Source organism: Marivita sp. NO-S04 (genome assembly GCF_059070475.1).
The window spans coordinates 4,085,001-4,097,354 of the sequence record NZ_CM180980.1 but is presented as its reverse complement, the minus strand read 5'-3'; the positions used below and the strand labels follow the sequence as shown (position 1 = coordinate 4,097,354).

Below are 12,354 nucleotides of genomic sequence, written 5' to 3'. Positions count from 1 at the left end.
GCGGTCATGACCATAAACAGGATTTTGACAGGAGCGATGGCGTGCAGAAATCAAAACAAGGGCCTTACATGCAGATCGGGCTGTTTCGTTCAAAGGCTCGGCGTGTCGACAGGTGCGTCAGAGGGTTGAACCACCCGGCCGGTCGACAGACATGGGCAATCATACCCGCGATTGTGTTGGCAGTCGCGACCTCGTTGGCGCCCATGCCGGCTGTGGCAAGTGATCTGGTTGGCGTGGCCAGCGTCATAGACGGCGACACACTTGAAATCCGCGGCGTCCGCATCCGCTTGCACGGCATTGATGCCCCCGAGAGCAGACAGCTTTGCCGACGCAGTTCCGGTGATGAGTGGCGCTGTGGGCAGCAAGCGGCCCTCGCCCTGTCCGACCGGATTGGTCGGCGCACGGTCAACTGCTCGGTGCGCGACGTGGACCGCTATGGTCGTGCAATCGCTGTCTGCAGACAGGGCAACCAAGATTTGAACCGCTGGCTGGTCAGCGAAGGATGGGCTGCCGCTTATCGGCGATATTCTCGCGATTACATAGAAGCAGAGACCGCAGCCCGCAGCGCTGGGCGCAATATTTGGTCCGGGCAATTCGTGATGCCGTGGGATTGGCGACGCGGACAGCGGCTTCCATGACGTCATCGGCCGAGAGCACGACGGAGGTCCTCGCTGGCTTGGTGGAACGGGTGACCTTCCACAGTCAGGAGAGCGGCTTCTGTGTGCTTCGGGTGAAGGCGCGCGGGCACCGGGACCTGGTAACCACGGTCGGGCACGCGGCGATGATTTCTGCAGGCGAGTGGATCACAGCCTCGGGTATCTGGATCAATGACCGCAATCACGGTCTGCAATTCAAAGCTCACTTTCTCAAGACCCATGAGCCGTCGACGGTCGAAGGCATCGAGAAGTACCTGGGCTCTGGGATGATCCGCGGCATCGGGCCGGTCTATGCAAAGCGGCTGGTCAAGGCATTCGGCAAGGATGTGTTCGACATCATCGAGGTAGCGCCCGAGCGCCTGCGCGAAGTCACTGGCATTGGACCGATGCGCGCGGCCAAGATCACGGCCGGCTGGGCGGATCAGAAGGTAATCCGCGAGATCATGGTCTTCCTGCACCAACACGGAGTGGGAACAGCACGCGCTGTTCGTATCTTCAAGACATACGGGACAGATGCCGTCCAGGTGATGAGTGAGAACCCTTACAGACTGGCCAAAGACATCCGGGGCATTGGGTTTCGGACAGCCGATCTGATTGCCGAAAAGCTGGGCATCGAGAAGACGGCGATGATCCGTGTGCGGGCGGGGATTTCGTTCGCGCTGAGTGAAGCCATGGGAAATGGCCACTGCGGCCTCCCGCGGGCGGAACTGGTCGGTCTTGCGGGCAAGCTGCTCGAAGTCGAGGCTCCGCTGATCGACAGCGCTTTGCAAGAGGAACTGGCCGAGGAAACCGTCACTGCCGATCGCGTGGGAGATGCAGACTGTATTTTCCTGACCGGGCTTTATCATGCGGAGCGCGGGATCGCTGGGCATGTGAAGCGCATCGATGCGGGCGCCCTGCCCTGGCCCGAGATCGATGCGGACAAGGCCCTGCCATGGATTGAGCAAAAGACGGGCCTCACACTTGCTGCCAGCCAAGCCGAGGCAATCCGCCTGGCACTGCGCTCAAAGCTCACGGTGATCACCGGCGGTCCCGGGGTGGGCAAGACCACCATCGTAAACTCGATCCTGCGCATTCTGGCTGCCAAGGGCGTGAAGCTGCTGCTCTGTGCGCCCACCGGCCGCGCAGCCAAGCGGATGACCGAAGCCACCAACATGGAGGCCAAGACCATCCATAGGCTACTGGAGTTTGACCCGAAGGCCTTCGGCTTCAAACGCAACGAGGAAAACCCTCTCGACTGCGATCTGTTGGTCGTGGACGAAAGCTCGATGGTTGATGTGCTGCTGATGCAATCGCTTCTGAAAGCCGTGCCCAGCACCGCAGCGTTGCTCATCGTGGGCGACATCGACCAGTTGCCCTCCGTGGGCCCTGGCCAGGTCTTGGCAGACATCATCGGCTCCGGCGCAGTGCCCGTGGTGCGTCTGACCGAGGTGTTCCGGCAGGCAGCCCAGAGCAAGATCATCACGACGGCGCATGCCATCAATGCAGGCCGCTTGCCCGATCTCGGCAAACCCGATGGCGAGGCGGATTTCTATTTTGTGCCGGCCGCGGATCCGGAGCAGGCCGTACCGCGGATCGTCGAATTGGTGGCCAAGCGTATCCCGCAGAGGTTCGGCTTCGACCCAATCAAGGACATCCAAGTCCTCTGCCCGATGAACCGCGGCGGGGTCGGCGCGCGATCCCTCAACATCGAGCTTCAGGCCGCGCTGAACCCTGCGGGGGAGAAGAAAGTCGAGCGCTTCGGTTGGACCTTCGCGCCGGGCGACAAGGTGATGCAGATCGAGAACGATTACGACAAGGACGTCTACAACGGGGATATCGGCATGATCGAAGACGTCGACCTAGACGACGGCGAGGTTGCCGTGAACTTCGATGGCCGCACGGTGAGCTTCCTCTTTGGCGAACTCGACACGCTGGTCCCCGCCTATGCAGCCACGATTCACAAAAGCCAGGGGTCGGAATACCCCGCCGTGGTCATCCCAGTCATGACACAGCACTACGCGATGCTTCAGCGCAACCTGATCTATACCGGGGTCACGCGGGGCAAGAAGCTTGTCGTGCTGGTCGGACAAAAAAAGGCTGTGGCCATCGCGGTCAAAAATGTGGCGGGGCGCCAGAGGTGGTCAAAACTGAATGAATGGTTGGCGGAAGACCCCTTGGTAGGCGTCAATATCAATACGCGATAATGTTCGAATATGAGGTGAACGCTTGCACATCCGTTCCAAGTCCGATCGTTCCTCACCATGGTCACGAAATACGGCTGGACCCCTGGGAATCCGACCGTACAATAGTGGTTCAATACCAGGGTGCAGTGCCACACCCGATAGCGTGAAGTTCAGACAGCAGCTGCCGCTTTTTTTACAGCGCTACCCGCGTCGGCGGATGCTTTCTTGAAAGAAGTCGCCGCTTCGCCCGAGAAATCCTTGCTGGCAGCCATCATGAGCTCAAAGGTCTCCATCTGGAGTTTTTTTGCAAGTTCTGCGAAGGCAGTCATGCTCTCGGTTGCGACGTCTGCCTGGGCCGATACGTAATCACTCATCGCCTGCGCATAATCGGCCGGTTCTGCTTTGGCTTTCGACATCTCAGCCAGTTTCGCCAGCGTGTCCTTGGTCCATTTCTGGGAAATTTCAGCAGACTTGTCCGCTGCTTCGATGGCAACGTGAGACAGTTTTTCGGTCAGGGCCAGCGAGTTCTTGTACGCATTTTCCATCGATTTTGTATCAACCGGGAACGCGTCCATCATCTCCTTGAGGGTCGCCGCCATGTCTGTCGATTTATTCATTGTCGCAAATCCTTCTTTGCTCGGCGGGTCCACCCCGCTGTCCTTTGGTGATGCTAAAGGCGTATTTGCTGCAGTGCAGCATTGCAAGGATTTTCTGCGGTGCAGCATTTTTGGTTGAGCATGCATGCCTGCAATTCAGTGTCTCTTCGCTTCGGGATACCACCCTACGACACGCGAGTTATTGTCAAATCTGGTGCCCAAGCGATCATCATGCGGCGGTTAGCTGCTGGTTTATTGGCTTGATGCCGTTGACGAAATCGACGCCCTGGATGACGTCGGCGAGATGAACGAAGCCGCGCAGCTTGCGCCAGCTTTGCTCAGCGCATTGTCCGAGTTTGAACATCATGTGAAGCATGCCGTCCCGGCTGAGACAGCCTTTGGTGCGCTTGGTCCGGTGCCGGATCGTGGCGAACGCGCTTTCGATCGGGTTTGACGTCCGGATGCTCTGCCAATGCTGGGCTGGGAAGTCGTAGAATGTCAGCAGTTCATCCCGATCCTTGATCAGGCATTCGGTCGCCTTCGGATATTTCGCCTCGAAGGTTTCGATGAACAGATCGAACGCAGCATGGGCATCCTCGCGGGTCTCGGCCTGCCAGATGTCGTGAAGCATCTTCTTAGCCTTGGGCTGGGTGCGCTTGGGGAGGTAATTGAGCACATTGCCCGTTTTATGCATCCAGCAGCGCTGTTGGCGCGTGGTTGGAAGAACCTCTTCCAATGCCGCCCAGAACCCCATGGCCCCGTCACCGGTGGCCAGCTTCGGAGCAGCGAGCCCACGGGCTTTGAGGCCGAGAAGCACCTCGCGCCAGCTTTGCGTGCTTTCCCGGACGCCATCTTCAATGGCCAGAAAGTGCTTCTCGCCACGGGCGTTGACCCCGATCACAACGAGCACGCAGAGCCGATCATCAGTGTCACGGAGCCCGCTGTAGATGCCGTCCGCCCAGATATAGACCCACTCGTCACGGCTCAGATCGGCCTTGCGCCAATCATTGTATTCCGCCGCCCACTGGCCTTTCAAACGTGAAATTGTCTTGGCAGAGAAACCGGTTGCCTCCGGGCCCAAGAGCATCTTCAGAGCCGCGCCCATTTCGCCTGTCGAGATACCCTTGAGATAGAGCCAGGGCAGCGCGGCTTCGATAGTTTTGGCCTTTCGGACGTAGGGCGGCACAAGCGCCGAGCGGAATGTCACGGGCTTGCCGTCCTTCGCCCGTACCTTCGGCACTTTCACCGTGACCGGTCCGATCCCGGTCTGCACCGCGCGCTCTGGATGATATCCGCTGCGAACAACCGCAGCACGGCCTTCTGCTGTCCGGCGTTCAGCAAACGCGGCGAGAAAGGCGTCTCTCTCAGCTTCAACAGCGGCCTGAAGCAATTCCCGGGCTCCTTTTCGCAGAAGGTCTGTCAGCGGGTCCGTGATGGCGTCTCGACCCGCAAAATCGATGATGGTAGCGTCGTCCATGATGGTGGTGCTCCTTTGGATGGTGGCTTGTGTCGCAACAACAAACCAACCAGATGCACCGCCGTCATTCAAACCGCCCAGACACCAGATTCAGCCATAACTCACGACACGCTGGTCCCAGCCTATGCCACGACCCTCTACAAGAGGGATGGGCGGAATATCCCGCCGTGGTCATTCCAATCGTGACACAGCACTACCGTAAGCGGTGTCTGAAGGGCACTTGGGTTTCAGCTTGACGGCTGGAAGTTCCAAGGAAGCAACTCGTCGATGCGGTGTTGCGGATGTCCGGCCGCAATGGCTTCGAGCGTAGCCTTGAGATAGGCGAAAGGCTCGATGGCGTTGATCTTGGCGGTCTCGATCAGGGATGCGATGCGGCCCCATGCCTTGCCCCCCTCGTCATGACCGGCGAACAATGCGTTTTTCCTGTTCAAAGCAATCGGCCTGACCAGATTTTCGACCTTGTTGGAGTCGATCTCGACGCGTCCGTCCGTCAGGAAGGTCTGCAAACCATCCCAGTGTCGGTGGATGTAGGCAAGCTTCTCTCCGAGGCGCGATTTGGCCGAGATGCGCAGGCGCTGCGCTTGTAGCCAGATGCCGAAGGCTTCGACCAGTGGCGCGGATCGTGCCTGGCGCGCTGACAGGCGCTGGCCCGGGGACGTGTCGCGGATGTCTTTCTCGACGGCATAGATTCCTGCGATCTGGCGCAGGCCCTCGGCGGCGATCTCGGAACCATCGCGATCGAAGATTTCCTTGAGCTTGCGACGCGCATGCGCCCAGCAATGGGCGACAACGATCGGATCACCGCCCTTGCGGTCAGGGCGCGTCAGCCGGTTGTAGCCCTGGTAGCCATCGAGTTGCAGCGTGCCGTTGAAGCCGGTCAGGAATTTCTCGGCATTCTCCCCCCGGCGATCGGGAGCATAGAAAAAGACGACCCCGGGGGGATCATCGCCGCCCCATGACCGATCATCGCGCGCCAGAGCCCAGAGGTAGCCTGTTTTTGTCCGCCCGCGGCCCGGATCGAGGACCGGCGCCGTGGTTTCGTCCATGAACAGCTTCGTGGATGTCTTCAGGTGCTCGGCCAGCCGGTCCACGATGGGTCCAAGGTGGAAGGCTGCCACACCGACCCAATCAGCCAGCGTCGAGCGGTGAATGTCGATGCCAGAGCGGGCGAGGATCTGTGATTGTCGGTAGAGCGGGGCATGGTCCGCATATTTGCTGACCAGAACATGCGCGATGGCGCCTTCGGTTGGGAGCCCGCCCTCGATCAGCCATGCGGGCGTCGGTGCTTGTGTGACCCCATCGGTGCAGGTGCGGCAGGCATATTTTGGGCGGACCGTCACGATCACACGGCACTGTGCCGGGACGATGTCGAGCCGCTCGTTGCGGTCCTCGCCGATCCTGTGCATCTGCCCGCAACCACAGGGGCACATCAGGCTGTCGGGTTCGACTACCTGCTCGATGCGTGGCAAACCGGCGGGCAGGTTGCCGCGGTTGCGCCTGGCCACTCGCTTTCGCTTGGGCTTGTCGTCTCCGGGCGTCTGCACCTTCTTTTGTTCACGGGCCTCGGCGACGGCAGCTTCAAGATCCTCGAAGGTCAGCTGGCGATCATCTTCGCTGAGCTTCTCGGACTTCTTGCCGTGGACCACCTGGTTCAGCTCGGCCACCAGATGCTCAAGACGTTTGACGATGTCCTCCAGCTCCGCGGCCCGCGCAGCTTTTGCCTTCAAGGCCTCAAAAGCTACGCGGTATTCCGGTGGCAGGACGGACAGATCGAGGTCTTTGGCAGCGGCGCTCATGATCAGTATTATACACTGGGATCAAAGCCATGATCCCTGCATTCGTCGCCCCGAGTCACTCCGCCGCAGCTGGTGGGCGGGTCTCCAGCGCCTTGACCTTGCGCCAGTCCAGCCCGGAAAAAAGCGCCTCGAACTGTGCGTGGTTCAGCGCCATCATTCCGTCCTTGATCGTGGGCCAGGTGAAGGTCGTGTCCTCGAGCCGTTTGTAGGCCATGACCAGACCGCTGCCGTCCCAATAGAGAAGCTTCAGCCGGTCCAAGCGCTTGGCCCGAAACAGGAACACTGTCCCGGTGAACGGATCTTTGCGGAGCACGGTCTGCACCATGGCTGTCAGCCCGTCGTGTCCTTTTCTGAAGTCAACCGGCTGCGTTGCCACCAAAATGCGCACACGGTTCGAAGGGAAGATCATGCGCCACCCCCAAGCGCACGCACGATGTCCCCAATCCGGGCTGCAGGCGTGGCACCGTCCAGCCGGACAGAAACCGATCCAGCTACGATCTCGATTGCCCTACTCGCCGAACCCGTATCTTCCGCCGATGGCGAACTTTCGACATCGAACATCACCAACGGGGCGAAGTCCGTGTCAGCCTCTGGCGCGGGCAAAACAAGTTCACCATCCTTGGCCAGCCGCCGCCATCCCGACAGGTGGTTCGGGCGAAGGTTATACTTGCGCGCAACGTCATTCACCGTTGCTCCAGGCACCAGCGTTTCTGCCACGATCCGCGCTTTCACACGATCTGGCCACCGTCGGCTCCCGGTCCGTGAGACCTCAACGCCCAAACGCGTGAGAAACTCGTTCGTAGTCTCCATGGCGAAACTCACCTCCTGTTATCCAACAGGGCGTGAGTCTCAAATCACAAGGATCAAGAGAAGGTGGGCGCCACACAGCGCTTACGCACTACCCAATGCTGCAGCGCAACCAGATCTATACCGGGATAATACCGGGCAAGAAGCTTATCGTTCGCGTTTGCCAGACGAAGGCTGTGGCGATCTTGGCGAAAAATATCTCGGTGCGGCGGCGCTGGTCGAAGCTGGATGAGTGGCTCGGCGGCAAACTAGCGGCCTAGCTGAGTCAGCCGTCGCGATCTGCTTCCGAAAGGGCCGCAATATTCCACGCCAGCCTTTCGGCCATCAGCCCCGCCGAAAGCGCGGTCCCTGCAATTCGCTGAAGCGCTTGCCGCGCCTGATCCACCTCGTCAAGACGCGCAGCCGCTACCATCAGGTGCTCAACGGCGTCATCGATGTCGATCGGGCTCGGCTCATACCCACGGCCCTCGAGCAGATGCCGAATGGCCTGCAAAGCGACCGCCATTGCGAAGCCCGGTTCCTTGAGTTTCAGGTCCCGTGATGCGCGGATCAGGGTCGCAGGTGCCGCATCGTGATGTGCGGCACAGTCAAGCGCGATATCGAGGAACCGCGCTGTCTTCGCGGCGGCGAACCACTTTCCCTTCGATCCATGCGTGTCGATCAAATCCTCGAGGATTCGGCGCGCGTCGAGGTCGGGGTAACGCTTCACCAGATCGCGCCACATCGCGAGATAGGTGTTGCCCGAGACCGACGGCAGGCCAAAGCGGCGATAGGCTTCTTCCTCGCGGCCCTGACTTACGAGAATGCGTTCACAGAACGCAGCAATCTCGACATGGCCCCATTGTCGACGCTGATCCAGGAGCAATGCCTCAGCACGGGCAAGAGCGTCATCCTCGCGTCCTTGGCGCAGCAGTGCCTCGGCACCAAATTTCTCATCAAACCAGAGGCGTGTCTTTTTCCGCTCAAGAAGCTCCAGCAACTCGTCATACCGCCCAGCCTCTAACAAGCAGGACAGCGTCAGCGTCCCCGTTGGCACATGAATAAAGTGCATGTGGTCGGACCAAGCTGCCTCGATCATTTCGAGGTCCCGGTCGGCGTGGAGACTCATCAGCGCAGGATAAGCTGCGATTTGGCCAAATCGGTCTGCGATCGGCGCGAGATAATCCACTCCGTCGTCTTCGATCGCCTCGCGCAGTTGTTCAAGCCATTTCGCGCGAGTTTTTTCATCAGCGGGCGCATCGATGAGGACGGGCAGCAATTCCTCGAGCGTCCGGCGCACGGCATTGCCTAGCGCGCCCGACGACGAGTCGATATGCTCCAAGGCTCGCCAGATGCGCTCCGCAAGCGCTATGACACCCTCTGCCGCTGTCACAGGATCGACCCGTGCAACAGCCCGAATTTCTGAGCTTGCGGATTTCAGACGTTCAATGGCCTTGGACGATGACCGCCAGCTGTAAGCGCCCGCCCGCATGCCCGGCTTGAACGCCCATTTATGTGCTGCTGCCTTCGCCATCCCCTAACGCCCCCGCGCGGTGCTGCGCGCGATCCAGTCCGAACCAGCATAACCGATGACATGCACCAAGACCTCGCGCTCGGCCTCGTTGACAGTAAAGGCAATGACCGCCTTGCGTCCTGCCGGTATCGCGCGAAGACCCGGAGCGATTTCTGAGCGAACGCTGCCTTTCAGAGGAGTGTCAGCCAGACTGGAAATTACGGCCTCAATCTCTGAAAGCCGCCGCTCGGCCGCCTCCGGCCCAGCGTAATCGGCGATGAGCTCCACGATCGATGCCAAGTCATCCGCGACAGCCGGGTGAAACCGGATTCGATATGTCATCCCTGCCGCACGACGCCGATACGGGCGCGCGCCGCCGCAAAGGCGTCCTCGGGATCTACATATTCCGCATTTGGTGTTCGCATGCGCGCGCGGATTTCATCTGCCATGGCATCAAGCGCAATCCCGCGCTCTTCTTCATCCCGGATCATCTGTTCAAGCGCTGCCGCTACAGCTGCGCTCTGCGAGGCGAAGACGCCCTCACCTACTTTGTCAGTCAGGAAACGATGATGGCGATCTGTGAAACTGAGCGTGGTTTTGACTGTCATAGCGAAGCCTCAAGTATGACTTAGTAATCTACACATCACACGGCGCTGTGACAAGATGGGCGATTCCCCAACCGCACCATGAGGTCACTCCTATTCTTCGACATCGTAGCCTGCTAATCGCAACTGTCCGGCGCGCGCTGCAACGCCCACCCGGCCGGCATTCAAAAATGCAAGAGGCACAGGTAACGCTTCAGCGATCCGGTTGAGAGTCGCTATCCGTGGGTCACGCTGTTCATTTTCGATTTCGGACAAAGCAGGTGCGCAGATACCTGTCAGCAGCGCTAACTGTTCAAGGCTAATAGTCCGATCGCTCCGGACCTCGCGGGTAAGGCGGCCCAGATCATCTCTCACCATTGACCAAGAGCTTCACCCTTCCGCTTTATACAAGGATGGAGACCCCATGGGGCTTTCACTGAAATTTATCGTAAACGGTAAAAACGATGAGATTCGATCAGATCAAAACCCCACATTTACTGAATAAGGTAACCGTCATGGAAGCGGCCAACGTCGATTTTGGGAGGGTTGAATGTCGGCGAGTGCGCGTGGGCCGTATGCGAACGCACGCGATTGTGGACGAATGTTGTTTTTCTGGAGCGGTGTTGACGTGGCGTTGACGTAAACCGCAAAATAGCGTGGGGTATCAGATTACCATCGCGCAAGCATTTGATATATTTGTGGATTTTGGTTGCGGGGGTAGGATTTGAACCTACGACCTTCAGGTTATGAGCCTGACGAGCTACCGGGCTGCTCCACCCCGCGACAGTATGTATTTTCGATTGAGAGATTGGGGATTTTATTAGGTTTGGCGGTGACCTACTCTCCCACGACTTGAGTCGCAGTACCATTGGCGCGGTGGCACTTAACGGCCGGGTTCGGAAAGGGACCGGGTGTATTGCTCACGCTATGACCACCAAACCGAATAAAATCCCCCTCGCATCTCGGATGCGAGGGGTGGCAGGCAGGGTATGACGCAGTCATGCCTGAGCTGAGCATCTTTGATGCCAGCGAGTTGCCACACCGCGTCATTCCGGGTGCGAAGTAATCAACGAACCACATTTTTGATGTGGTTTTGTTGTCCGAGGCAAGTATTTTCACTTTGGTGTTTGTGCTTTTGATCATTGGTCCAGTTTCCGCGGCTCGGATTGAGCGTTGGTTTTGTTGTTACTGGATCAAATCAAGCCTATCGGGCCATTAGTACCGGTCAGCTGAACGCATTGCTGCGCTTACACCTCCGGCCTATCGACGTGGTGGTCTACCACGGCCCTCAGGGATACCTTGTTTTGAGGGGGGCTTCCCGCTTAGATGCCTTCAGCGGTTATCCTTTCCGATCATAGCTACCCTGCACTGCGGCTGGCGCCACAACAGGTCCACCAGTGGATCGTTCACCCCGGTCCTCTCGTACTAGGGGCAACTCCTCTCAAGTATCCTACACCCACGGCAGATAGGGACCGAACTGTCTCACGACGTTCTAAACCCAGCTCACGTACCTCTTTAAACGGCGAACAGCCGTACCCTTGGGACCTGCTCCAGCCCCAGGATGAGATGAGCCGACATCGAGGTGCCAAACACTGCCGTCGATATGGACTCTTGGGCAGTATCAGCCTGTTATCCCCGGCGTACCTTTTATCCGTTGAGCGATGGCCCTCCCACTTGGGACCACCGGATCACTATGGCCGTCTTTCGACTCTGCTCGACTTGTCAGTCTTGCAGTCAGGCTGGCTTCTGCCATTGCACTCAACGAGCGATTTCCGACCGCTCTGAGCCAACCTTCGCGCGCCTCCGTTACGCTTTAGGAGGCGACCGCCCCAGTCAAACTACCCGCCACGCAGGGTCCCGGATCCGGATAACGGACCGCGGTTAGACATCAAGAGTGCGAAGGGTGGTATCTCAAGGGAGGCTCCACGATGACTGGCGTCACTGCTTCAAAGCCTACCACCTATCCTGCACATCACAATCCTGATGCCAGTGCGAAGCTGTAGTAAAGGTGCACGGGGTCTTTCCGTCTAACCGCGGGAAGCCTGCATCTTGACAGGCAATTCAATTTCGCTGAGTCGATGTTGGAGACAGCGGGGAAGTCGTTACGCCATTCGTGCAGGTCGGAACTTACCCGACAAGGAATTTCGCTACCTTAGGACCGTTATAGTTACGGCCGCCGTTTACCTGGGCTTCAATTCAGAGCTCTCACCCCTCCTTTTAACCTTCAGGCACCGGGCAGGCGTCAGACCCTATACGTCGTCTTGCGACTTCGCAGAGCCCTGTGTTTTTAATAAACAGTCGCCACCCCCTGGTTTGTGCCCCCAGCCCCTAGTTGCCTAGGAACCGGGCCTCCTTCTCGCGAACTTACGGAGGTATTTTGCCGAGTTCCTTCAACATCGTTCTCTCAAGCGCCTTGGTATTCTCTACCAGTCCACCTGTGTCGGTTTAGGGTACGGTCTGATGATGGAGCTATTTCCAGGAACCTCTGAACGGCCCCTCCAATCCGATAAGGAGGAACAATCTTCGAGATCCGTCACTTCCATCTGGCCCACGAATATTAACGTGGTTCCCATCGCCTACGCCTTTCGGCCTCGGCTTAGGAGCCGGCTTACCCTGCTCAGATTAGCTTTAAGCAGGAACCCTTGGACTTTCGGCGAGAGTGTCTCTCACACTCTTTGTCGCTACTCATGTCATCATTCTCACTAGTGATCTCTCCACCGGATCGCTCACACGCCGGCTTCACAGAATAGACTTTGTCTATTCTGACTTCTTTTGTGCACT

At 58.6% G+C, this 12,354-nt stretch carries 12 protein-coding genes, 1 tRNA gene and 2 rRNA genes (1 of these 15 cut by a window edge); 3 read left to right on the top strand and 12 right to left on the bottom strand.

The window, feature by feature from the left end:
- Nucleotides 1–41: 41 nt before the first annotated feature.
- The gene (locus ACK3EW_RS20710) at nt 42–638 is read left to right on the top strand and encodes a thermonuclease family protein (RefSeq protein WP_493807644.1); all 597 of its coding nucleotides are present in this window, start codon (nt 42–44) and stop codon (nt 636–638) included.
- The gene (recD2, locus tag ACK3EW_RS20705) at nt 635–2,842 is read left to right on the top strand and encodes an SF1B family DNA helicase RecD2 (protein ID WP_493807643.1); all 2,208 of its coding nucleotides are present in this window, start codon (nt 635–637) and stop codon (nt 2,840–2,842) included. The genes ACK3EW_RS20710 and recD2 overlap by 4 nt, the downstream gene beginning before the upstream one ends.
- 149 nt (nt 2,843–2,991) lie before the next feature.
- Here the strand turns inward: recD2 and ACK3EW_RS20700 are convergent, their stop codons facing one another.
- The 5 genes from ACK3EW_RS20700 to tnpA form a co-directional block, all read right to left on the bottom strand.
- Nucleotides 2,992–3,438: a phasin family protein gene (locus ACK3EW_RS20700; protein ID WP_292264605.1), complete on the bottom strand. Its 447-nt coding sequence runs from the start codon at nt 3,436–3,438 to the stop codon at nt 2,992–2,994.
- 208 nt (nt 3,439–3,646) lie between these two features.
- Nucleotides 3,647–4,894 carry an IS256 family transposase gene (locus ACK3EW_RS20695; RefSeq protein WP_493807118.1) on the bottom strand — a complete coding sequence of 416 codons (1,248 nt, stop codon included), beginning with the start codon at nt 4,892–4,894 and terminating at the stop codon, nt 3,647–3,649.
- Nucleotides 4,895–5,121: 227 nt separating this feature from the next.
- The gene (tnpC, locus tag ACK3EW_RS20690; RefSeq protein WP_301070747.1) at nt 5,122–6,690 is read right to left on the bottom strand and encodes an IS66 family transposase; all 1,569 of its coding nucleotides are present in this window, start codon (nt 6,688–6,690) and stop codon (nt 5,122–5,124) included.
- 55 nt (nt 6,691–6,745) lie between these two features.
- The gene (gene tnpB / locus ACK3EW_RS20685) at nt 6,746–7,099 is read right to left on the bottom strand and encodes an IS66 family insertion sequence element accessory protein TnpB (RefSeq protein WP_301070749.1); all 354 of its coding nucleotides are present in this window, start codon (nt 7,097–7,099) and stop codon (nt 6,746–6,748) included.
- Complete coding sequence (tnpA, locus tag ACK3EW_RS20680; RefSeq protein ID WP_301070753.1) at nt 7,096–7,500, bottom strand: IS66-like element accessory protein TnpA; 405 nt, start codon at nt 7,498–7,500, stop codon at nt 7,096–7,098. The genes tnpB and tnpA overlap by 4 nt, the downstream gene beginning before the upstream one ends.
- Before the next feature lie 95 nt (nt 7,501–7,595).
- Between tnpA and ACK3EW_RS20675 the strand changes: the two genes are divergently transcribed.
- Nucleotides 7,596–7,757, top strand: coding sequence for a hypothetical protein (locus ACK3EW_RS20675; RefSeq protein WP_493807642.1), 162 nt, complete (start codon nt 7,596–7,598; stop codon nt 7,755–7,757).
- A gap of 5 nt (nt 7,758–7,762) precedes the next feature.
- On the opposite strand, the gene ACK3EW_RS20670 is transcribed toward ACK3EW_RS20675, so the two are convergent.
- From ACK3EW_RS20670 to ACK3EW_RS20640, 7 genes are all read right to left on the bottom strand, one after another.
- Nucleotides 7,763–9,010, bottom strand: coding sequence for a hypothetical protein (locus ACK3EW_RS20670; protein ID WP_493807641.1), 1,248 nt, complete (start codon nt 9,008–9,010; stop codon nt 7,763–7,765).
- 3 nt (nt 9,011–9,013) lie between these two features.
- Nucleotides 9,014–9,331, bottom strand: coding sequence for a type II toxin-antitoxin system RelE/ParE family toxin (locus ACK3EW_RS20665; RefSeq protein WP_292264607.1), 318 nt, complete (start codon nt 9,329–9,331; stop codon nt 9,014–9,016).
- Nucleotides 9,328–9,597 (bottom strand): hypothetical protein, encoded by a 270-nt coding sequence (locus ACK3EW_RS20660; protein ID WP_292264608.1) that lies wholly within the window; start codon nt 9,595–9,597, stop codon nt 9,328–9,330. Before ACK3EW_RS20660 ends, ACK3EW_RS20665 begins: the two co-directional genes overlap by 4 nt.
- A 90-nt stretch (nt 9,598–9,687) precedes the next feature.
- Nucleotides 9,688–9,951 carry a helix-turn-helix domain-containing protein gene (locus tag ACK3EW_RS20655; protein WP_493807640.1) on the bottom strand — a complete coding sequence of 88 codons (264 nt, stop codon included), beginning with the start codon at nt 9,949–9,951 and terminating at the stop codon, nt 9,688–9,690.
- A 328-nt stretch (nt 9,952–10,279) separates the two neighbouring features.
- Nucleotides 10,280–10,356: transfer RNA gene (locus tag ACK3EW_RS20650), tRNA-Met, on the bottom strand.
- Nucleotides 10,357–10,397: 41 nt separating this feature from the next.
- A 5S ribosomal RNA gene (gene rrf / locus ACK3EW_RS20645) occupies nt 10,398–10,512 on the bottom strand.
- 255 nt (nt 10,513–10,767) lie between these two features.
- Nucleotides 10,768–12,354, bottom strand: a 23S ribosomal RNA gene (locus ACK3EW_RS20640) (it continues 1,307 nt past the right edge of the window).